General features: G+C 70.9%; 20 protein-coding genes. 8 read left to right on the top strand and 12 right to left on the bottom strand.

The window, feature by feature from the left end:
• The first annotated feature begins 260 nt into the window (after window positions 1-260).
• Window positions 261-1,763, top strand: coding sequence for a 30S ribosomal protein S1 (gene rpsA, locus BA062_RS22370; RefSeq protein ID WP_110339828.1), 1,503 nt, complete (start codon window positions 261-263; stop codon window positions 1,761-1,763).
• 233 nt (window positions 1,764-1,996) lie between these two features.
• Here the strand turns inward: rpsA and BA062_RS22365 are convergent, their stop codons facing one another.
• On the bottom strand, window positions 1,997-2,209 hold the full coding sequence (locus tag BA062_RS22365) for a hypothetical protein (protein WP_110339826.1): 213 nt from the start codon (window positions 2,207-2,209) through the stop codon (window positions 1,997-1,999).
• Between the two features lie 156 nt (window positions 2,210-2,365).
• Here BA062_RS22365 and coaE point away from each other — a divergent pair, with 156 nt between their 5' ends.
• Complete coding sequence (gene coaE, locus BA062_RS22360) at window positions 2,366-3,571, top strand: dephospho-CoA kinase (protein WP_110339824.1); 1,206 nt, start codon at window positions 2,366-2,368, stop codon at window positions 3,569-3,571.
• Between the two features lie 205 nt (window positions 3,572-3,776).
• On the opposite strand, the gene BA062_RS22355 is transcribed toward coaE, so the two are convergent.
• Window positions 3,777-4,733 (bottom strand): IS481 family transposase, encoded by a 957-nt coding sequence (locus tag BA062_RS22355; protein ID WP_110339822.1) that lies wholly within the window; start codon window positions 4,731-4,733, stop codon window positions 3,777-3,779.
• Window positions 4,734-4,837: 104 nt separating this feature from the next.
• Window positions 4,838-4,969 (bottom strand): hypothetical protein, encoded by a 132-nt coding sequence (locus BA062_RS40990; protein WP_281271651.1) that lies wholly within the window; start codon window positions 4,967-4,969, stop codon window positions 4,838-4,840.
• On the opposite strand from BA062_RS40990, the gene BA062_RS41355 reads away from it, so the two are divergent.
• Complete coding sequence (locus BA062_RS41355) at window positions 4,968-5,822, top strand: helix-turn-helix domain-containing protein (protein WP_210406961.1); 855 nt, start codon at window positions 4,968-4,970, stop codon at window positions 5,820-5,822. The two genes, BA062_RS40990 and BA062_RS41355, sit on opposite strands and share 2 nt — an antisense overlap.
• A 6-nt stretch (window positions 5,823-5,828) precedes the next feature.
• Here BA062_RS41355 and BA062_RS22340 read toward each other — a convergent pair whose 3' ends face one another.
• The 5 genes from BA062_RS22340 to BA062_RS22320 all read right to left on the bottom strand — a co-directional run bounded on the left by BA062_RS22340 (window position 5,829) and on the right by BA062_RS22320 (window position 10,050).
• On the bottom strand, window positions 5,829-6,455 hold the full coding sequence (locus BA062_RS22340; protein WP_110339820.1) for a response regulator: 627 nt from the start codon (window positions 6,453-6,455) through the stop codon (window positions 5,829-5,831).
• Complete coding sequence (locus BA062_RS22335) at window positions 6,452-7,636, bottom strand: sensor histidine kinase (protein ID WP_245959951.1); 1,185 nt, start codon at window positions 7,634-7,636, stop codon at window positions 6,452-6,454. Before BA062_RS22335 ends, BA062_RS22340 begins: the two co-directional genes overlap by 4 nt.
• Before the next feature lie 150 nt (window positions 7,637-7,786).
• The gene (locus tag BA062_RS22330) at window positions 7,787-8,530 is read right to left on the bottom strand and encodes an ABC transporter permease (RefSeq protein ID WP_245959950.1); all 744 of its coding nucleotides are present in this window, start codon (window positions 8,528-8,530) and stop codon (window positions 7,787-7,789) included.
• A 14-nt stretch (window positions 8,531-8,544) separates the two neighbouring features.
• The gene (locus tag BA062_RS22325) at window positions 8,545-9,450 is read right to left on the bottom strand and encodes an ABC transporter ATP-binding protein (protein ID WP_110339816.1); all 906 of its coding nucleotides are present in this window, start codon (window positions 9,448-9,450) and stop codon (window positions 8,545-8,547) included.
• 81 nt (window positions 9,451-9,531) lie between these two features.
• Entirely contained in the window at window positions 9,532-10,050 is a 519-nt protein-coding gene (locus BA062_RS22320; RefSeq protein WP_110339814.1) for a ribonuclease FAU-1 family protein, read from the bottom strand.
• Between the two features lie 57 nt (window positions 10,051-10,107).
• Between BA062_RS22320 and BA062_RS22315 the strand changes: the two genes are divergently transcribed.
• The 3 genes from BA062_RS22315 to uvrB all read left to right on the top strand — a co-directional run bounded on the left by BA062_RS22315 (window position 10,108) and on the right by uvrB (window position 14,090).
• The gene (locus tag BA062_RS22315) at window positions 10,108-11,364 is read left to right on the top strand and encodes a PucR family transcriptional regulator (RefSeq protein WP_110339812.1); all 1,257 of its coding nucleotides are present in this window, start codon (window positions 10,108-10,110) and stop codon (window positions 11,362-11,364) included.
• Between the two features lie 257 nt (window positions 11,365-11,621).
• A complete protein-coding gene (locus BA062_RS22310) occupies window positions 11,622-11,873 on the top strand; it encodes a hypothetical protein (protein WP_391359254.1) in 252 nt (83 codons plus the stop codon).
• A 57-nt stretch (window positions 11,874-11,930) separates the two neighbouring features.
• Complete coding sequence (gene uvrB, locus BA062_RS22305) at window positions 11,931-14,090, top strand: excinuclease ABC subunit UvrB (RefSeq protein WP_110339808.1); 2,160 nt, start codon at window positions 11,931-11,933, stop codon at window positions 14,088-14,090.
• 4 nt (window positions 14,091-14,094) lie between these two features.
• Here the strand turns inward: uvrB and BA062_RS22300 are convergent, their stop codons facing one another.
• Entirely contained in the window at window positions 14,095-14,475 is a 381-nt protein-coding gene (locus BA062_RS22300) for a VOC family protein (protein ID WP_110339806.1), read from the bottom strand.
• A 92-nt stretch (window positions 14,476-14,567) separates the two neighbouring features.
• Between BA062_RS22300 and BA062_RS22295 the strand changes: the two genes are divergently transcribed.
• Together BA062_RS22295 and cynS are read left to right on the top strand one after the other, a co-directional pair.
• Window positions 14,568-14,951 (top strand): VOC family protein, encoded by a 384-nt coding sequence (locus BA062_RS22295; RefSeq protein WP_110339804.1) that lies wholly within the window; start codon window positions 14,568-14,570, stop codon window positions 14,949-14,951.
• Between the two features lie 68 nt (window positions 14,952-15,019).
• The gene (gene cynS, locus BA062_RS22290; RefSeq protein WP_110339802.1) at window positions 15,020-15,466 is read left to right on the top strand and encodes a cyanase; all 447 of its coding nucleotides are present in this window, start codon (window positions 15,020-15,022) and stop codon (window positions 15,464-15,466) included.
• Between the two features lie 61 nt (window positions 15,467-15,527).
• On the opposite strand, the gene BA062_RS22285 is transcribed toward cynS, so the two are convergent.
• The 3 genes from BA062_RS22285 to BA062_RS22275 are packed head-to-tail and all read right to left on the bottom strand — an operon-like array spanning window position 15,528 to window position 20,198.
• Complete coding sequence (locus tag BA062_RS22285; RefSeq protein ID WP_110339800.1) at window positions 15,528-16,292, bottom strand: enoyl-CoA hydratase/isomerase family protein; 765 nt, start codon at window positions 16,290-16,292, stop codon at window positions 15,528-15,530.
• Window positions 16,293-16,302: 10 nt separating this feature from the next.
• Entirely contained in the window at window positions 16,303-17,265 is a 963-nt protein-coding gene (locus tag BA062_RS22280) for an ABC transporter permease (RefSeq protein ID WP_110339798.1), read from the bottom strand.
• A complete protein-coding gene (locus tag BA062_RS22275) occupies window positions 17,262-20,198 on the bottom strand; it encodes an alpha/beta fold hydrolase (RefSeq protein ID WP_210406960.1) in 2,937 nt (978 codons plus the stop codon). Before BA062_RS22275 ends, BA062_RS22280 begins: the two co-directional genes overlap by 4 nt.
• Window positions 20,199-20,277 lie beyond the last annotated feature (79 nt).

Below are 20,277 nucleotides of genomic sequence, written 5' to 3'. Positions count from 1 at the left end.
CCCTGCGGGACGGGACGGTGATCGTCGGTGGACCCTGATTGTGCCCTGCGCCGCGCGCCGCGTAGGATGTTCTCTAGCGCAGTGGGTTCGCGCTGCCTTCGGCCCAGTTTTCGTGCTGGGCGGTCAGGGTCGCGCACCTCGAGGTGATGCTCGCGGCCGTTCGTGGGTGAACGATTGCATCGTAGTCGCCTTGGTTCCCATCGATGCGCTACGCAACCGCAGATCTCCTAATACAATCCGCTACCGGAGCAACCCACCTAATGACCATCGACACCACCACCGCCCCGAGTGCCCCCGCGCAGGCGCAGCAGGTCGCCGTCAACGACATCGGGACGGAGGAAGACTTCCTCGCTGCAATCGACAAGACGATCAAATACTTCAACGATGGCGACATCGTCGAAGGCACGATCGTCAAGGTCGATCGCGACGAAGTGCTGCTCGACATCGGGTACAAGACCGAGGGCGTCATCCCGTCCCGTGAGCTGTCCATCAAGCACGATGTCGACCCGGCAGAGGTTGTCGCCGTCGGTGACGCGGTGGAGGCCCTCGTCCTGCAGAAGGAGGACAAGGAAGGTCGCCTGATCCTGTCCAAGAAGCGCGCCCAGTACGAGCGCGCCTGGGGCACGATCGAGGAGCTCAAGGAGAAGGACGAGCCCGTCAAGGGCACCGTCATCGAGGTCGTCAAGGGCGGCCTCATCCTGGACATCGGCCTGCGCGGCTTCCTGCCCGCCTCGCTGGTGGAGATGCGCCGCGTGCGCGACCTGCAGCCCTACGTGGGCCGCGAGCTCGAGGCCAAGATCATCGAGCTGGACAAGAACCGCAACAACGTGGTCCTGTCCCGCCGGGCCTACCTGGAGCAGACCCAGTCCGAGGTGCGCAGCGAGTTCCTCAACGCGCTCGCCAAGGGCCAGGTCCGCAAGGGCGTCGTCTCGTCGATCGTCAACTTCGGTGCCTTCGTGGACCTCGGTGGCGTCGACGGCCTGGTGCACGTCTCCGAGCTGTCCTGGAAGCACATCGACCACCCGAGTGAGGTCGTCGAGGTGGGCCAGGAGGTCACCGTCGAGGTGCTCGACGTCGACATGGACCGCGAGCGCGTGTCCCTGTCGCTGAAGGCCACCCAGGAAGACCCGTGGCGCCAGTTCGCCCGCACCCACGCGATCGGCCAGATCGTGCCGGGCAAGGTCACCAAGCTCGTCCCGTTCGGCGCGTTCGTCCGCGTCGAGGAGGGCATCGAGGGCCTGGTGCACATCTCCGAGCTGGCCGAGCGCCACGTGGAGATCCCGGAGCAGGTCGTGCAGGTCGGCGGCGAGGTCATGGTCAAGGTCATCGACATCGACCTCGAGCGTCGCCGCATCTCGCTGTCGCTGAAGCAGGCGAACGAGGGCTTCACGCCGGACTCGGAGTTCGACCCGACCCAGTACGGCATGGCGGCCGAGTACGACGAGCAGGGGAACTACATCTACCCCGAGGGCTTCGACCCCGACACGCAGGAGTGGCAGGAAGGCTACGAGAAGCAGCGTGAGGAGTGGGAGAAGCAGTACGCCGACGCCCACGCGCGCTACGAGCAGCACATGCGCCAGGTCGCCGAGGCGGCCCAGGCCAACGCCGCGGCGGTGGCCGAGGGCGCGACCGGCGTCGACGGTGGCGACCAGAGCTACACCTCGGGCGGCCAGTCCGACCAGGGCTCGAAGAGCACCGGCGGCACGCTGGCCAGCGACGAGCAGCTCGCGGCTCTGCGCGAGAAGCTCTCCGGCGGTGCGTGAGCAGCCCGGCAGCTAGCTGAGTGAGGGCGGTGGCCCCGGTCCGAACAGGACCGGGGCCACCGCCTTTTCCGTGCCTGCCCGAGCCTGAGCAGGAACCCCCTCCGCAGTGAAGGCCACCTTCACTGCGTTGAACGCAGTGAAGGTGGCCTTCACTGCAGTCTCCAGGTGCAGGCGGTGCGAGAAAGGCAGCGGCCCGCATCCCTGTCGGGATACGGGCCGCTGAGGGGTTGGTCCTAGGTCGTCGCCGGGGCCCAGGCTCGCTCGTGGGCGGCGGCGCGGGCGCGGCGGCGCAGGCCGGCGAGGCTGTGCTTGGCGGGAACGAGCAGTGCCGTCAGCCAGCTCCTGCGGTACTCGTCGAGCGCGACCGCCACGGGACGATGCATGACGCAGTGCACCAGCCCGGGCGTACCGAGCCGGTGTCTCCCCACGTACTTGCTGGCTGGCATCGTTCCTCCGGGTGGGCGACCGCCTGTGCCCGGCACCGTACGCAACCGATGCACAGAATCGTCGTAAGCGCTCGGCGTGTCACCCTAACTAATTGCGTCAGGATCGGGTTGCTGGCTGAGAGTCAGCACGCGAGTGCCGCCTGATTGAATGCAGGCATGCTGCGAGTGGGTCTCACCGGGGGTATCGGGGCGGGCAAGTCGACCGTGGCGGCGCGGCTGGCCGAGCACGGAGCCGTGCTGATCGACGCCGACCGCATCGCGAGGGAGGTCGTCGAGCCGGGCACCGAGGGCCTCGCGGAGCTCGTCGCCGCGTTCGGTGAGGACGTTCTGGGGCCCGATGGCGCGCTCGACCGGGCCGCGCTCGCCGCGAAGGCGTTCACCGGTGAGGAGTCGCGGCTGCGGCTCAACGCGATCGTCCACCCGCGCATCCGCGACCGCACCGTGGAGCTGATGGCCCAGGTCGCGCCGGACGCGATCGTGGTGCACGACGTCCCCCTGCTCGTCGAGGGCGGCATGGCGCCGAACTACCACCTCGTGCTCGTGGTCGACGCCGAGGAGGACGTGCGGATCCGGCGCCTGGTCGAGTCGCGGGGCATGGCCGAGGCCGACGCCCGCGCGCGCATCGCCGCGCAGGCGAGCCGGGAGCAGCGGCTGGCGGCCGCCGACGTCTGGCTCGACAACAGCGGCACCCGCGGCATCGTGCTGGCGCAGGTGGACGCGTTGTGGGCCGACCGGCTGGTCCCCTTCGAGGCCAACGTGCGGCTGCGCAAGCCGCGCCCGCCGCGCTCGCCGCACCTGGTGGAGCACGACGACACGTGGCCGGCGCAGGCGGAGCGGGCGCTCGCGCGCGTCCGGCTGGCGGCGGGGGACAAGCTGGTGCGGGCCGACCACATCGGGTCGACGGCCGTGCCGGGGCTCGTGGCCAAGGACGTGCTCGACCTGCAGCTGACGGTGTCCACACTGGACGATGCCGATGCGATCAGCGACGCGCTGGCCGACGCCGGCTTCATTCGCGCGGAGGGCGGCTGGTTCGACTTCCCGCAGGACGGCGGGGCCGCGCCGGAACACCTGTGGCACAAGCGGTTCCACCACAACGCCGACCCGGCGCGCATGGTGAACCTGCACGTGCGTTCGGTGCGGGGACCGGCGTGGCGGCTCGCGCTGCTGTTCCGCGACTGGCTGCGCGCCAATCCCGGCGAGGTCGCCGCCTACACCGAGGAGAAGCGCAGGCTCGCGCGGGCACACGCCGAGGACGGCACCACCGAGGGCTACGCCCTGGAGAAGCAGGCGTGGGTGGACGCCGGGTTCACGCGCGCCGAGGAGTGGGCCGCACGCACCGGGTGGAGTGCCGACGGCCCCTAGGCGCGCGCCGAGCAACCGCTGCCCTACTGCGCGACGCCCAGACGGCCCTCGCCGCGTTGCCGGAAAGCCCGAGTACGACCCGGTGCGAGGGCTTCCCTCCGCCTTGCGGGGCTCGGGTGGCGGGGTGTCCCGCAGGGACACCGCCGTCTGGATCGCCGCTCGCTACGGGCGGGGCTGTTCAGCACGCCCTAGGTGTACCCGGCCATCAGGTTGGTGGCAGCCGGCTGATCGGGGGTTTGGCTCCGAGTGCGCTGTGGCGGCGTTGAGTGTTGTAGTGCTCGATCCAAGGCGCAAGGGCGGCGGCTCGCGCGGCGTTGCTGGTGAAGACCTGGCGGTAGGCCCATTCGGTGGCCAGGGTGCGGTTTAGTCTCTCGACCTTGCCGTTCTGCCAGGGGCAATGGGGCTTGATGAACTTCTGGACGATGCCGTGCTCGGCACACAATGCCCGCAGTGAGTAGCGGTAGGCCCAGGCGTTATCGGTCATCAACCGCTCGATCCGAGTGATCCCGTAGCCGGCGAAGTAGGCGATCGCACGTTCGAGGAAGCCCGCGCAGGTCGGGCCTTTCTCGTCGGGCAGGACCTCGCTGTAGGCGAGGCGGGAGTGGTCGTCGACCAGCGAGTGAACGTAGTCGTATCCGGGCCCGTTGACGCGGTCGCGTGGAATCGCGCGGCCGTGGACGCGCCAGCCTCCACCGTCGGGGATGCGACCGATCTTCTTGACGTCCATGTGCACCAGTTCGCCTGGCCGCTCACGCTCGTAGCGGATTGCGGTCTGCTTCGAGCAGCGCATCACCTCACCGGTGATCGGGTCGCACTCACGCAGATAGGGCACGCGATGGCGGCGCAGGATCCGTGACACCGTCCGCGCGGGCACCCCGACCTTCGGGCCGAGGACGTCGGGGCCCTCACGATGCTCGGCGCGGGCAGCCAGGACTTTCTGCTCGACCTCATCGCAGGTCCTGGTGGGCATCGTGTGCGGCCGCGACGAGCGCGTGACCAGACCGGCTTCGCCCTCGACCGCATAACGGTCGATCCAGGTCTTCACACACTGACGAGAAACGCCCATCGCGGCGGCGATGTGGGCCTGTGGCCAGCCTGCTTGGTGGCGTTGAACGATCAGTCGACGACCATGCACGGTCAGCCGGGCACTACCGTGGGACACGAGAACCTCCGGGTCGGAGTGGGCCTTAGACAAGCCACATCCCATCCGGAGGTTCTCGCCCGTTCAACCAGGCTCGCCGCTACCAACGTCCTGGCCGGGTACACCTAGGTGCGGGTGGCCCGGAACTCGTCCTGCGTCTCACGGGCGTGGCTGGAGCCGATGAGCAATTCGTCGAAACCGCTACCCGATCGTCCTCTGTCGAGCACGACCCGCAGGGTCGGCAGGCCCCGCTTCATGCACACGAGCCGTACGGCGCCAGGGGACCTCCAGGTGCCGACCTTGAGCAGCCCGGTGACGATCAGGCCCGCGCGCGCCGATCACCGGCGACCAGCGGTCGCGGACCTCGATCTCCCTCACAGCGGCCAGCGGCGTCTCGTACGTGGCTCGCCGCACCAGGAGCCGTTCCCACCACGAGAACCGGATGACGAGGCGGCTGTCCCTGATTGCTGTCGTGGCCATGGCGAGGCCTCCGTTTCGGCTGACGCGTACGCTCCGGATGGGAACAACAGTAATATTTCCAACTGTGGGAACAATACGACCATTGGGACCGGTGACACTGTGGGCAACTCCGGCACTCCGACGGCCGACCTCCTGCTCCACCCCGTCCGCTGGCGCATCGTCCATCACGTCATGGGACGGGAGGTGACCACGACCGACCTGAAGCGCGAGCTTCCCGAGGTTCCGTCCACGACCCTCTACCGGCACGTGGCAGCGCTCATCGACGCCGGCTACCTGACGGTGGTCCGGGAACGGCGCGTGCGGGGCGCGACCGAACGGACCGTGACCTTCCACCAGACCACGCCCGGTGTGGGGGAGGACGAGGCGCAGGCCATGACCGTCGAGCAGCACCGGGAGGCCATGCTCACGATGCTGGCTCAGGTGGCGGGCAGCTTCGACCGGCTCGTCGAACGTGGCGAGCTCTTTAGCCGCAACGACCAGCTGAACTACCGGCAGGTCGCGATCTACGTCGACCAGGACGACGCCGCCGCGATCGGCGAACGGCTCCTCGAGGTGCTCGAGCCGTACTTCGAGCACGCTCCGGGAAAGGACCGCGTCATGCTCTCCTTGATCAGCGTCCCCGAGGCGTAGCCCCGGTTAGAGCAGACCGCGCTGGTAGCCGACGGCCACCGCCGCCGCCCTGTCCTTCACCCCGAGCTTCGCGTACAGATGCAGCAGGTGTGTCTTCACGGTCGCCTCGCTGATGAACAGCCGTTTCGCCGCCTCCTTGTTCGTGCACCCGCGCGCGACCAGCTCCAGCACCTCGATCTCACGCTGGCTCAGCGGCTCCTCGGCGGGGGCGCGCACGCGCCCGAGCAGGCGGCTCGCGACGGCGGGGGAGAGCACCGACTCACCCCGTGCGGCCGCCCTCACCGCGCGGAACAGCTCGTCGCGCGGCGAGTCCTTGAGCAGGTAGCCCGTCGCCCCGGCCTCGATCGCGGGCACCACGTCGGAGTCGGTGTCGTACGTGGTCAGCACGAGCACGCGCGCCGGGTTGCCGCGCCTGGCGAGCTCGGCGATGGCCGCCACCCCGCCCGTGCCCGGCATGCGCAGGTCCATGAGCACCACGTCGGGGCGCAAGCGCTCGGCCAGTGTGACGGCCTGGTCGCCGTCGCCCGCCTCGCCGAGCACCTCGAAGCCCGCCTCGCGGGTGAAGATGCCGTGCAGGCCGTCGCGCACGATCGGATGGTCGTCGACGATGAGCAGGCTGATCGGCGCGGTCACCGGGACTCCTGGAAGGGAATGGCGGGCACGGTGGCCGAGATCGCCGTGCCGCCGCCCGGCTCGGACTCGACCACGAGCGAGCCCGCGAGCCGCTGCACGCGCTGGCGCATGCCGCCGAGCCCGAAGCCCCGGTAGTCGGTTCCGTTGCGCCGCAGGCGTTCCTGGTCGAAACCGATCCCGTCGTCGCGCACGTCGAGTGTCAACTGATCCTCCATGTAGGACAGGGTGAGGCCGACCCGGCGCGCCTTCGCGTGCTCCGCGACGTTCCCGAGCGCCTCCTGCGTGATGCGCAGCAGCGTCGCCTCGATCTCCGGGTGCATCGGGCCCGGGGTTCCGGTGGTGGTGAACTCCGCGGGCACGCCCGAGCGTTGCGACCACCGGTGCACCACGCCGGCGAGCGCCTCGGGCAGCCCGGCGCTCTCGAGCGCTTCCGGGCTCAGCGCACGCACAGCCCGCCGTGCCTCCTGGAGGTTCTCGCGGGCCAGCGCGCCCGCCGCGTCGACGTGCCGCTGCCGCTCCGCCGGGTCACCGTGGGTCTCCTCGGCGGCCTGCAACTGCGTGATGATCCCGGTGAAGCCCTGTGCGAGCGTGTCGTGGATCTCCCGGCTCAGCCGCTGGCGTTCGTCGAGCACCCCCGCCTCCCTCGCCTGCGCGAGGAGCTGGCGGTGCAGCCCCGCGTTCTCCTCCAGCGCCGCCTCCAGCGCGGCCACGGCCTTGCGCCGTTGCTCGTTCTGCCGCACGAGCTGACGCGACACCTCCAGCCCGCCGCCGATCGCGGCCGTCTGGATGAGCACGATCGCCAGGTACGGAACGGGCCACTCGCGCAGCGCCTGCAGCGGCCCGCCCGAGCCGAGGCTGTTGATCAGCGCGGACGTCGCCGTCAGCCCGAGCAGTACCAACGGCATCGGGCCCAGCGCGATCGCGCGGAAGAAGCACGTGACGAGGAAGACCAGGAACAACATGTCCCTGGCCATCAGCACACTGGCGATCGCGAGCAGCCCCGCGAACGCCACCACGAGCACCGGGGTCGACCCGCGCCAGCGCCTCGGCAGGAACGTGTCGGTGGCGAGCACCCAGCACAGCGCCACGCCCGCCAGCGCGAGCGTGCCCCACCGCCGCTCCCACGGCTGGCCCTGCGCGAGGCTCAGGACGGTCGCCAGACCGAGGAGGACGAGGGGCATGACGCGTTCGAACCGGTGCACCCAGGGGCGCCACGGCGAGTCCGCACCGGTCGTCAGGAAGGCCGATCGCGGCTCGTCGCAGTCCTGCACCGGCCCATTATCGCCGGGCACACCCGTCAGGAGCCACGAGCCGCGCATGGCCGTCCGCCGTCACTGCCAGCGGAACAAGCGTGCCGCGAGCACGAGGCACACCACGGTGAACACCACGAGCGAACCGAGCTGCAGCAGCTGCGGGTCGCCGCCGGCCCACGTCTCCCGCAGCGCGTTGTACGTGGCGCCCATCGGGAGCACGTCGGCCACGCCCTGGAAGAACGACGGCAGGTGCTCCTTCGGCACCCAGACGCCGCCCAGCGCGAGCATCGGGAAGAACGCGGCGGAGCCGATCGCGCCCGCCGCGCGGCCGGTCGGCGCGACGGCGGCGATCAACAGGCCCATCGCGAACAACGCCGCGGTGCCCAGCACGATCGACACCGTGAGGCCCAGCGGGTTGGCCGGTGCCTCCATGCCGATGACGGCGGTGCCGATCACCACGACCAGCAGCACCACCACGAGCGCGGCGACGAGGTTGACGATCAGTTGGGCCAGCAGCAGCGTGCTCGGCGAGACGGGGCTGGCCGAGAGCCTGCGCAGCACGCCCTTCTCGCGGTAGGTCGCCATGAAGGCCGGGAAGATCGTCAGCGCGAGCATCCCGAGCAGGATCGCGACGGCCAGCGGGGCGATCAGGTTGGCCATCACGGAGTTGCCGCCGAACTCGGCGTTCGGCTCGTTGGCGCCGGGGATGAGGCTGAACACGAGCAGCAGCGCCACGGGAATGCCGACCACGGTGATCGGTGCCCCGGGATCGCGCAGGAACAGCCTGGTCTCGCTGGCGGTCATCTTGCCCAGTGCGGACATGTCCTTGTTTCCCCTCAGTCCAGTTTCCGGCCGGTGAGCGCGACGAACGCGTCGTCGAGATTGGCCTGGTCCACCCGCAGCTCGCCGGCGATGATCTGCCTGCGCGCCAGCGCGGACGTGACCGCGTGCAGCACGTTGCCCGTACCCGTGATCACGAGCTGGTTCCCTCGGCGCTCCACGCTGCGCACCTCGGGCAGCTCCGCGAACACCGCGTCCTCGATCGGCTGCGAAGGCCGGAACCGGATCCGCTGCTCGTCGTCGACGCCCGCGACGAGCCCGGCCGGGGTGTCGATCGCGGCGACCTTGCCCGAGTCGATGAGCGCGAGCCGGTCGCAGAGGCGCTCCGCCTCCTCCATGAAGTGCGTGACGAGCACGATCGTCACGCCGCCCGCGCGCACGTGCTCGATCAGGTCCCACACCTCGCGCCGTGCCTGCGGGTCGAGTCCGGTGGTGAGCTCGTCGAGCACGGCGACCTCGGGGTTGCCGATGAGCGACAGGGCGATCGAGAGCCGCTGCTTCTGGCCGCCGGAGAGCTTCTTGTACGCGGAGTCGCGTTTGGCGGTGAGGCCGAGGATGTCGAGCAGCTCGTCCGGGTTCGCCGGGTCGCGGTAGAAGGAGGCGTAGAGATCGAGCGCCTCGCGGACCTTCATCCGCTCCGGCAGCTCGCTCTCCTGCAGCTGGACGCCGAGCCGCTGGCGCAGCTCGGCGGTGTCGCGCCTCGGGTCGAGCCCCAGTACGGAGACGGTGCCGCCGTCGGGCCTGCGCAGGCCCTCGATGCACTCGACCGTCGTGGTCTTGCCGGCTCCGTTCGGCCCCAGTATCCCGAAGATCTCCCCGCGCTCGACCGTGAACGAGACGTCCTCGACGGCGACCTTGTCGCCGTAGCGCTTGTGCAGGTTCTGCACGTCGATGATGGGCATGGACCAAGGATCGCCTGGTCAGGGTGCTGTCCGGATCGTCCCGGCGGCCATACCCGGGTCCACCCCTGGGTGCAGCGGGCATCAACCGTTCGGTGGATGCCGGCGCCAGCTCAGCGAGATGTCCACAGTGGACAACCAGCGCGCGAGGTCGTAGCCGTGGCTGGCGAGCGCGTCGACGGTCGCGTAGGCCGTCTCCAGCGCGCGGCACGCCTGCTCCCTCGGCACGAGGCCGCCCTCGGCCGCCGCGAGCAGCTCGTCGGTGTCGAGCACCTCGACGCCCTTGCCCTCGCGCAGCACCAGATCCAGGTAGAGGTCGGTGACCAGCCATGTGTCGCCCTCGGTTTCGATGCTCACGACGTCGAGGTAGAAGTCCTGGTCGCGTTCGTGGCCTGGGCTGAACCAGAAGTCGGTCACGCGCAGGCCGAGCGCGGGCAGCAGCCACGACTCGAGGTAGTGGAACTGCCGGCGGCCGGGCGTGGGCCGCGCCAGGTAGAGGCCGAACGGCGTCCGGCGGTACTCCTCGACCTCGCGGACGATCCCCTTCGGATCGGTGTTGGTGCGTGCCGCGACGTCGAACCTCTCGCGCTTCGGCGGATGCATGCTGCCATCTTGCGGGGTTCGCCCCCACAGGGCGAGCGCACGCCCTAGAGTGATCACGTGGAGGACGCGGCCGGCCGCTCGGACAGGCTCTCGCGGATCGCCGCGGCGCTCAACGAGCGCGCCGCGGAGGTCACCGCCGAGCTGGTGAGCCTCTACGAAAAGGAGCTGCCGCACCTCGTGCACGACGACGAGGGCATGGTCAGCCTGCTCTCCGCGAGCGTGTACCAGAACATCGACACCGCGGTGCGCATCTTCATGCACGGCATCGACCCGGCCCGCGTCGAGGCGCCCGCCGCCGCGCTCGAGTACGCCCGCCGCCTCGCGCAGCGCGGCACCCCGGTGGTCGACCTGATCCGCGCCTACTACCTCGGGCAGATGGCGGTGCTGGAGCAGGCGATCGACGAGGGCATCCGGCAGATCCACGAGGTGGACGTGCTCGGCGCCGCCCTGCGCGACGCGCTGTCCGGCGCGTTCGCGTTCATCGACCGCGTCACGCAGCAGGTCGTCACCGCCTACGAGGAGGAGCGCGACAACTGGCTGCTCAACCGCAGCGCGGTGCGGGCGGCCAGGGTGCGCGCGCTGCTCGACGAGGACGGACTGGACATCGGCGCCAGCGAGGCCGCGCTCGGCTACCGGCTGCGGGGCAACCACGTGGGCCTCGTCGTCTGGTACGCCGACACCGCGCATCCGATCGACCCGCTCGCCGGGCTGGAGGCGCTGGCGGGGCGGTTCTCGGAGCAGCTGGCGCGCGACGCGCGGCCGCTGTTCGTGCCCAACGACGAGCTGTGCGCGTGGGTGTGGCTGCCGGTCAGGGAGCCGCAGGTGCCCACGGCCGAGCAGCTGGAGCGGGCGATCGCCGGTGACGCCGACGTGCGCCTCGCGGTGGGCGACCCTGGCCGCGACCTCGAGGGGTTCCGGCGGACCCACCGGCAGGCCGCGCGCGTGCACGCGCTCGCGGTCGCCGCGGGCAAGGGCTGTGACCGCGTGCTCGCGTTCCGTGACGTCGGCGCGTTCGCGCTGATGGCGTCGGACCTGTCGGCGGCGCGGATGTGGGTCGAGGACACCCTGCGGGGCCTCGCCGTGGACGACGACCAGCACGAACGGCTGCGGGAGACCCTGCGGGTCTTCCTCGCCACGGGCAGCAGCTACACCGCCGCGGCGGCGCGGCTGCTGATGCACAAGAACTCGGTGCAGTACCGCGTGCGCAAGGCCCAGGAGCTGCTCGGCAGGCCGGTGTCGGACAACCGCCTCGATGTCGAGCTCGCGCTCAACCTCTGTCACCGCCTCGGCGGTGCCGTCCTGCCCCGGCGCTGACCCCCTCGCTCGGGGCAACCCCTTCGTGCAGTGAAGGCCACCTTCACTGCGTTGGGCGCAGTGAAGGTGGCCTTCACTGCAGGTGGCGCTGGGGGTCCGCCCTCAGGGGCTCCGTCGCCTCCCCGCCAGGGGGCCACGACACACCACGTGTGACACCTTTTCGGTCTGCCGGACCAGTAGTGTGGCCGATCATTGGTCGGGTGGCACGAAGAGTTCGCCGGTGCGTGCCCCTACTCTCCTCTGATATGGGGTCCGTCGTGCGAGAACCGGGTGAAGCGGTGATGGTCGTCCGCCTGCGGCGCGGTGTCGTCGGCGAGACCAGACGCGTGTGTCACCTGGTGCCCGCACCCGCTCCGGGCACGCCGCCCCGCGAGCTGGCCGCCCTCTGTGGCGAGGGGATCGTCCCCGGGCAGGCCGAGCTGCTGTCCGGTTTCACCGGCATGCCCTGCGAGGCGTGCCTCGCGGTGTCGGCGCGCAACCTGCCGCCGGGGCTGATCCGCGCCTCCTAGCAGGGGTTGCCCGCCGCCGGGCGGGAATTGTCGGTGGCTGCGCTTACCCTGGGGAACGTGGCTTTCGCAACCGAACACCCCGTGCTGGCGCACTCCGAGTTCCGGCCCGTCTCCGAGATCCCGAGGTCGGACGGCCGCTTCGAGGTCGTCAGTGAGTACCAGCCCGCCGGCGACCAGCCCGCGGCCATCGACGAGCTCGAACGCAGGCTGAAGGCCGGCGAGAAGGACGTCGTGCTGCTGGGCGCCACGGGTACCGGTAAGTCGGCCACCACGGCGTGGCTGATCGAGCGGGTGCAGCGGCCGACGCTGGTGATGGCGCCGAACAAGACGCTCGCGGCGCAGCTGGCCAACGAGCTGAGGGAGCTGTTCCCCAACAACGCGGTCGAGTACTTCGTCAGCTACTACGACTACTACCAGCCGGAAGCCTACGTCCCGCAGACCGACACCTACATCGAGAAGGACTCGTCGATCAACGACGACGTGGAGCGGCTGCGGCACTCCGCGACGATGAACCTGCTGTCGCGGCGCGACGTCATCGTGGTCGCGAGCGTGTCGTGCATCTACGGTCTCGGCACCCCGCAGTCGTACCTCGACCGCTCGGCGAAGCTGGAGGTCGGCCAGGAGGTCGAGCGCGACACATTCCTGCGGGCGCTGGTCGACGTGCAGTACACGCGCAACGACCTGGCGTTCGCGCGCGGCACGTTCCGGGTGCGTGGCGACACCGTGGAGATCATCCCGGCGTACGAGGAGCTCGCCATCCGGGTCGAGTTCTTCGGCGACGAGATCGACAAGCTGTACTACCTGCACCCGCTCACCGGCGACATCGTCAGCGAGGTCGACGAGGTGCGGATCTTCCCGGCCACCCACTACGTCGCGGGTCCCGAGCGGATGGAGAAGGCCATCCAGGGCATCGAGGCGGAGCTCGAGGAGCAGCTCGCGAAGCTGGAGAAGCAGGGCAGGCTGCTGGAGGCGCAGCGGCTGCGCATGCGCACCAGCTACGACATCGAGATGATGCGCCAGGTCGGGTTCTGCTCCGGCATCGAGAACTACTCGCGGCACGTCGACGGCCGCCCGGCCGGTTCGGCCCCGGCCACGTTGCTCGACTACTTCCCCGACGACTTCCTGCTCGTCATCGACGAGTCGCACCAGACGGTGCCGCAGATCGGCGGGATGTACGAGGGCGACGCCTCCCGCAAGCGCACGCTCGTCGAGCACGGGTTCCGGCTGCCCAGCGCCCTGGACAACCGGCCGCTGACCTGGGAGGAGTTCTCCGACCGGATCGGGCAGACGGTGTACCTCTCGGCCACGCCGGGACCGTACGAGATGGGCCAGGCCGGCGGCGAGTTCGTCGAGCAGGTCATCCGCCCGACCGGGCTGGTCGACCCCGAGGTGGTGGTCAAGCCGACCGAGGGCCAGATCGACGACCTGGTGCACGAGATCCGCACGCGCGCCGAGAAGGACGAGCGCGTGCTCGTCACCACGCTGACCAAGAAGATGGCCGAGGACCTCACCGACTACCTGCTGGAGCTCGGCATCCGGGTCCGGTACCTGCATTCCGAGGTCGACACCCTGCGCCGGGTGGAGCTGCTGCGGCAGCTGCGCTCCGGCGACTTCGACGTCCTCGTCGGCATCAACCTGCTGCGGGAGGGGCTCGACCTGCCCGAGGTGTCGCTGGTGGCGATCCTCGACGCCGACAAGGAGGGCTTCCTGCGCAGCGGCACGTCCCTGATCCAGACGATCGGCCGCGCCGCACGCAACGTCTCGGGCCAGGTGCACATGTACGCCGACTCGATCACCGACTCGATGCAGTACGCGATCGACGAGACCAACCGCAGGCGCGACAAGCAGATCGCGTACAACAAGGAGCGGGGCCTCGACCCGCAGCCGCTGCGCAAGAAGATCGCCGACATCCTCGACCGCGTCTACACCGAGGCCGAGGACTCCGAAGAGGGCATCGCCGTCGGTGGCTCGGGCCGCAACGCGTCGCGGGGCAAGAAGCCGGAGCAGGGCGACCGCGTGCGCAGCTCGGGTGTGCTCACCGATCGCGACGTCACCACGATGCCGCGTGCGGAGCTGGCCGACCTCATCCAGCAGATGACGGAGCAGATGATGCAGGCCGCGCGCGACCTGCAGTTCGAGCTGGCCGCGCGGCTGCGCGACGAGATCGCCGAGCTGAAAAAGGAGATGCGCGGCATGGACGCCGCGGGGGTCAAGTAGGGCGTCACTCCGCGCTGGGATCGTTCTCCATGAGCCCGAACAGGTTGCCCTCGGTGTCCCGGCAGTAGGCGACCCAGCCGACGCCGGGAATGGCGCGCCGGGGCTCGACGACGCTGCCGCCGGCCTGCTCCACGTTCCGGATCGCCGGGTCGAGGTGGTCGACGTCCATCGTGAGCGGGCACGCGTTCAGCGGGGCGTCCTTCGCCGGCTCCGGTCCCTCCCGCTGGGTGAGCCCGCCGTCGATGCCGGGGCCATCGCCCGTGGACACGATCCAGTACGGGCTGGTGCCCCATCTCTCGAACGACCACTCGAAGACCGTCGCGTAGAAGGTGATCGCGCGTTCCGGGTCGCTCGCGTGGATCTCGAAGTGCACGGGGCGGGACATGGCGGCCTCCTTGCCGGGATGGGCCGTGTGCGAGCCGGTGATCGGCGAAGTTTACGCCGGAACCGTCCGTGTCCCGGTGCACACTGGTCCGCATGGCGCTTGGTGTGCAGGTGACCTTTGACGCCGCGAACCCGCGCAGGCTCGCGCAGTTCTGGGCACTCGCGCTCGACTACGAGGTCGAACCGGAGGAACCGGGGCAGGAGGGGACGCTCGCCGCTGTCGCGGACCCGGCGGGCCAGGGGCCGCGGCTGCTGTTCCGGCGCGTGCCGGAGGAGCGGCCGGGGACCGGCGGTGTGCGGCTCGACGTCAACGCCAGCGCACCGCGCCCCGGCACGGAACAGGGCTGGGAACAGGTGCGGGCGCGCGTCGCGGTGCTGACGCAGGGCGGGGCGACGGTGCTGCGCGAGGTGCACGACGCCACGGGACGGTGCCTCGTGCTGCGGGACCCGGAGGGCAACGAGTTCCGTGTGCGGTGAGCCCCGCTGGATGATCTTGCTCCTTCGCCGAAACACCGGCGCAACGTGACGGCATTACGGTCGGCGCCATGCTGACGAAGAAGGAAGCGGGCCGGGCGGTGGTCGCCGCGAAGACGAGGCTCGGGCTGACGTGGGAGAGGCTCGCCGAGGTGGCCGACGCGCCGCTCGCGTGGACCACCGCGGCCCTGCTCGGGGAGCACCCGATGAGCGCGGCGCAGGCGCGGTCGGTCGCCGACGTGCTCGAACTCGGCACCGACGCCGTCGAGGCGTTCACCGCGCAGCCCACGCGCGGCGCGCTGGAGCAGGCGGTGCCGACCGACCCGACGATCTACCGGTTCTACGAGGTGCTGCAGGTCTACGGGCCGACGATCAAGGAGCTGATCCACGAGAAGTTCGGCGACGGCATCATGAGCGCCATCAACTTCAAGCTCGACGTCGACCGCCGCGAGGACCCCGGCGGCGAGCGCGTGGTCGTGACCCTCGACGGGAAGTTCCTCAAGTACCAGTGGGGCTAGCGGGCTACCCGAACCGCAGTGAAGGCCACCTTCACTGCGCCCAACGCAGGCAAGGTGGCCTTCACTGCGAGCCGAGCACCGAACGCACGTAGTCGCCGATCGACGCGAGGGACTCCGGCGCCGACCACAGCTGCTCCACCCTCGCGTCGTCGGCGGCGCGCTGCTCGCCGATGCGCTCGTTGTACGGCCGGTGGATCTGGTTCTTCGTGTGCGCGAACGCGGCGGGGGACACCGCACCCAGCGTGCGGGCCACCTCCAGCGCCCTCGGCAGCACCGCGTCCGCCTCGGCGAGCTCGTCGACCAGGCCGAGCGCCAGCGCGTCCTGCCCGGCGGGGGTGCCCGCCGCGAACGTGAGCCGCGGCAGGCGCGCCGAACCGTAGGCGCAGCGCAGGATCTCCATCGCCACGAGCGGGAACGGCACGCCGACCAGCAGCTCGGTCCAGCCGACCCGCCCGTGCCCCGCGTTGAGCACCCGGTGGTCGCACGCGGCGGCGAGGACGCCACCGCCCGCGATCGCGTGCCCGTTCACCGCCGCGACCACGGGGCGGGGGAAGTCGAACACGCTCAGGAACGCGTCCGACAGGGCGGGCAGGAACTCCGCCACGTATCTCGCGCCGCCGTCCACGATCCGCTTGAGATCCACGCCGGCGGAGAACACGCCACCGGTGCCGGTCAGCACCACCGCCCGGTAGCCGCCTGCCTCGGCCACCTCCTCGAACCGGGTGCTCAGCTCCCGGCAGAGCGTGATGTCGAGCGCGTTCGCCTTGCCGTGCTCCATGCGCAGCACGGCGACGTCGCCCTCGGGTTCGAGGTGAATCGACGGCATCGGGGCTCCCTCAGCTGGTGATGTCCTTGGTCGCGAACCGGCGTGCGGCCAGCAGACCGAAGATCGTCGCATACAGCACGGCCGAGAGCGCGCCACTGGCCATGTCGGTCCAGTCGATGTCGGTGGCGATCAGGTCCATCCACGCGAACGAGAAGTGCGTGGGCAGGAAGTCCCGCAGGCCACCGAGCGCGGTGATCTGGTCGAGGATCTGGGACAGGATCGACACGAGCACCGCGCCGCCGACCGCGCCCAGCGGTGCCTCGGTCGACACGCTCAGCAGCAGGCCGAGACCGGCCACCCAGGCCAGCTGGATCATGATGTAGACGGTGCCGAGCAGGATGGCCAGCACGCTCTGCCCGAACGAGATCGAGTCGCCGGTCGGGCTGATCGCGTCGCCCGCCCCGTACCAGAGCACGCCGACGATCAGCGACACCACCGGCAGCACCGCGAGCGTCAGCGCGGACAGCAGCGCCGAGGTGATCGCCTTCTGCCGCAGCAGCCGGTGGCGCGGCACCGGGATCGCGAGCAGGTACTTCAGGCTCGACCACGACGACTCGCTCGCGATGGTGTCCCCGAAGTAGAGCGCCACGATCATCGGCAGCAGGAACGAGCCCGACACGAACATCGCCAGCACGACGAAGTTCGGCGCGCTCGCCGTGGCCAGGTCGATGAAGCCGCCCGAGCGGTTGTTCGGGTTCGCGTCGCCGATCTCGAACGCCACCACGAGGATGAACGGCAGCAGCGCCACGAACCCGAGCACGAGCTGGGTGCGCCGCCTGCGCAGCTGCCTGCGCAGCTCCACGCCGAGCCGCAGCGTGCGGCCCGCCCGGTACCCGGCCACGGCGCCGTCGGCGCCGACCTCGGTCGCCTCGCTGCTGGCCGCGTCGGTCAGCTCGTCCAGCGCCGCCGGGTCGGTGTGCACGCCGTGGTCGAGGCGCGCGTTCTCCTCGGCGGCCTTGCTCGCCTTGCTCATGAGCTGCCCTCACCACCTTCCCCGACCAGTTGCAGGAACGCGTCTTCCAGGCGCCGCCTCGGCCCCGCCTGCTCCACCGACACCCCGGCCCGCACGAGCGCCGCGACGGCCTCGGAGCGGGCGAGCCCGTCGAGGTCGGCGTGCACGAGGGTGCCCTCGATGTCCACACCGGACACTCCGCCCACGGCGCGCAGCGCCTCGGCGGCGGCCTCAGGGTTGTCCACCCGGAACGTCGCCTCGCCGCCCGCGGCGACGATCTCGTGCACCTCTCCCGAGGCCACGAGCCGCCCACGGTGCATGACGACCACGTGCGTGCAGGTCTGCTCCACCTCGGCGAGCAGGTGGCTGGACACGACGACCGTGCGCCCGGTCGCCGCGTAGCGCCGCAGCACCTCACGCATCTGGTGGATCTGCGGCGGGTCGAGCCCGTTGGTGGGTTCGTCGAGTACGAGCAGCTCCGGCAGGCCGAGCATCGCCTGCGCGATCGCGAGCCGCTGCCGCATGCCCTGGCTGTAGGTGCGCACCCGGCGGTGCACGGCGTCGCCGAGCCCCGCGATCTCCAGTGCCTCGGCGAAGTGGGCCTTCTCCTCGGGGCGGCCGGTGGCCTGCCAGTACAGCCGCAGGTTGGCCTCGCCGGACAGGTGCGGCAGGAAGCCGGAGCCCTCCACGAACGAGCCGATGCGGGAGAGCACCGGCGCGCCGGGTGTGATGCGGTATCCGAACACCCTGATCTCGCCCTTGGTGGGCGTGATCAGGCCCATCAGCATGCGCAGGGTCGTGGTCTTGCCCGCGCCGTTGGGGCCGAGCAGGCCGAGCACCTGGCCCGGTTCGACCCGGAAGGAGAGGTCGTTCACGGCGGTGAGCCCGCCGGGGTAGGACTTCGTGAGCCCCTCGATCACCATCGGCGTCCCGGCGAGCTCCGGGTCCACCTTGTGCGAGCGCTTGCGCCGCAGCGCCGCCACGACCGCCACCGCCGCGGCGGCGAGCAGCGCGCCCGCGATGCCGAGCAGCTGCCCGGCCGGCCAGCCGGAGGTCACCGTCTCGCCCGGCACCACCGGCACCGACAGCGGCGAGCCGTCCACCAGGGAGATCGTGAACGCGGCCGGCTCGGTCGGCGTGGCGTAGGCCTGGTCGGTGGTGCCGACCACGAGCTGCAGCGAGTGGCCCGCCTCGATCGGCCGCACCACGCCGGGCAGAGTCACCGTGACCTCGCCGGGGGAGCCGTCGGCGGGCAGGTCCGGGACGCGGATCGGCGCGATCGCGCTGCCCGGCAGCGTGCGGCTGCCGTCGGGGCTGACGTCGTAGAGCTTGGCGAAGAGCACCGCGCCGCCGTCGGGCACCGGGCCGTCGGCCGACACCCGCAGTCGCACGGTCGAGGCCCCGGCGAGCAGCAGCTGCGCGTCGACGGGTTGCGAGGCGAACACCGCCGACTGGCCGGGCGGGTCCACCGAGAACAGGCCGGACAGCCGTGAGGAGCCCGCCACCACCCGGTTGAGGCCGGGGATGCCGCTGACCGCGGCCGGCGTGCCGCCCGGCGGGCGCACGACCGTCTGCTCCGGCCCGCCGAGTGCGACGTCGCGCCGCTCGGTGGTGCCCGAGGTCAGCCCCGGGTACGCGGGGGCCTCCACGCTGCGCACGGACGGTGCGCCGTTGGCCCGCAGCGCGCCCTGGACGTCGTAGGTGAACGGCGTTCCGGGGTCCTCGCCCTCGCCGGTGAGGTGGAACCGGAGGAAGTCGGCGATCTTGCCGCGCAGCTGCGGTCCCGGACCGCCGCCGTCGTGGCCGCCCGTGTACCAGATCGTGGACACCGAGCCCCCGGCCTCGGTGATCTGCCGGGCGTTGGCATCCGCCTGGTCCAGTCCGAACAGCGTGTCGTTCTCGCCCTGCACCAGCAGCGTCGGCACGGTGATGTCGCTCGTGACGGACGCGGGGGAGACGCGGCGCAGCAGCTCGATCGTCCGCTCGGAGGCACGCCCGTCGGTGGCGACGTCGGTGTAGGCCGCGCACACGGCCTGGGTGAAGCGGCCGCACGTGCCCGGCTGGGGCGCCGAGGACGGGGGCCGCTGCGCACCGCCCGCGGCGGCCGGGGCCGACGCGCCCGCCGAGGCGGTGCCGGCGCCGACGTCGTCGTTGTCCACCTCGTCGCCGGCCTCGACGGCGTCGGGCCCGGTGCCACCGGAGGTGGAGGCGACGCCGAGGCCCGCGGCGAAGAGCGTGCCCGCCCAGGCCCGTTTGAGGACGCCGTCGGCGGAGAACGCGCCCGGCGACGGCGTGCCCGCCTGGACGTCGTCCCTGGTGGCCGCGTTGGGCAGCAGTGCCTGGGCGAGGTCGTTGTAGGTGATCACCGGCGCGATCGCGTCGATCCGCCGGTCGGTGCCCGCCAGCAGCAGCGCGAGCGCGCCACCGTAGGAGGCGCCGGTGACGGCGACGCGCGGGTCGCCGTCGGAGTCCTTGAGCACCTCGGGCAGGCTCGCCAGGTGATCGACCAGGCGGGACGCGTCGGCCACCTCGTAGTCGGGGTCGTTCAGCGAGATCTGCCCGGTGCTGTGCCCGAACCCGCGAGCCGAATAGGTCAGCACCACGAAGCCACGCTCGGCGAGTTCGCCCGCGTCGCGGCTCACGCTCGTCTTGTCCCCGCCGAAGCCGTGCGGCAGCAGCACGGCGGGCGCCGGCGTCTGCTCAGGCAGGTACAGCGTCACGTCCAGCTGGACTCGATCGGGTGAGCCGGGAGCCGCCGCGACGTCGATGGTCGCGTCCTGCGTGTGGAACCGGGCGGGCTCGTCGCCGCTGGTCAGCCAGACCGCGCCGCCCGCGACCAGCACCGCGGCCACGAGATAGATCGTCAGCAGGCGGCCTCGACGGCCGCGTAGCTCGAGTGTTCGGGGCACGGCGTTCACATTATGGTGCGTTTGCTGAGAACGTCCGACGGGCATCCCGGACCAGGCACACAGGGTTGTCCGATGTGACCGAAGTTACGCATGCAAGCAAGGTGACGTGCGTGATCGTGGCTGG

This window comes from Prauserella flavalba, assembly GCF_003202235.1.
Lineage (GTDB): Bacteria > Actinomycetota > Actinomycetes > Mycobacteriales > Pseudonocardiaceae > Prauserella_A > Prauserella_A flavalba.
This window is presented reverse-complemented; position numbering and strand designations above follow the sequence as displayed.

What these genes read in the sequence shown, in the direction of transcription:
- rpsA (WP_110339828.1), top strand. Translation starts at nt 261, where the DNA reads ATGACCATCGACACCACCACCGCCCCGAGTGCCCCCGCGCAGGCGCAG.
- BA062_RS22365 (WP_110339826.1), bottom strand. Translation starts at nt 2,209, where the DNA reads ATGCCAGCCAGCAAGTACGTGGGGAGACACCGGCTCGGTACGCCCGGG.
- coaE (WP_110339824.1), top strand. Translation starts at nt 2,366, where the DNA reads ATGCTGCGAGTGGGTCTCACCGGGGGTATCGGGGCGGGCAAGTCGACC.
- BA062_RS41355 (WP_210406961.1), top strand. Translation starts at nt 4,968, where the DNA reads ATGCACACGAGCCGTACGGCGCCAGGGGACCTCCAGGTGCCGACCTTG.
- BA062_RS40990 (WP_281271651.1), bottom strand. Translation starts at nt 4,969, where the DNA reads ATGAAGCGGGGCCTGCCGACCCTGCGGGTCGTGCTCGACAGAGGACGA.
- BA062_RS22335 (WP_245959951.1), bottom strand. Translation starts at nt 7,636, where the DNA reads ATGCCCCTCGTCCTCCTCGGTCTGGCGACCGTCCTGAGCCTCGCGCAG.
- BA062_RS22330 (WP_245959950.1), bottom strand. Translation starts at nt 8,530, where the DNA reads ATGTCCGCACTGGGCAAGATGACCGCCAGCGAGACCAGGCTGTTCCTG.
- BA062_RS22325 (WP_110339816.1), bottom strand. Translation starts at nt 9,450, where the DNA reads ATGCCCATCATCGACGTGCAGAACCTGCACAAGCGCTACGGCGACAAG.
- BA062_RS22320 (WP_110339814.1), bottom strand. Translation starts at nt 10,050, where the DNA reads ATGCATCCGCCGAAGCGCGAGAGGTTCGACGTCGCGGCACGCACCAAC.
- BA062_RS22300 (WP_110339806.1), bottom strand. Translation starts at nt 14,475, where the DNA reads ATGTCCCGCCCCGTGCACTTCGAGATCCACGCGAGCGACCCGGAACGC.
- BA062_RS22295 (WP_110339804.1), top strand. Translation starts at nt 14,568, where the DNA reads ATGGCGCTTGGTGTGCAGGTGACCTTTGACGCCGCGAACCCGCGCAGG.
- cynS (WP_110339802.1), top strand. Translation starts at nt 15,020, where the DNA reads ATGCTGACGAAGAAGGAAGCGGGCCGGGCGGTGGTCGCCGCGAAGACG.
- BA062_RS22285 (WP_110339800.1), bottom strand. Translation starts at nt 16,292, where the DNA reads ATGCCGTCGATTCACCTCGAACCCGAGGGCGACGTCGCCGTGCTGCGC.
- BA062_RS22280 (WP_110339798.1), bottom strand. Translation starts at nt 17,265, where the DNA reads ATGAGCAAGGCGAGCAAGGCCGCCGAGGAGAACGCGCGCCTCGACCAC.
- BA062_RS22275 (WP_210406960.1), bottom strand. Translation starts at nt 20,198, where the DNA reads ATGCCCGTCGGACGTTCTCAGCAAACGCACCATAATGTGAACGCCGTG.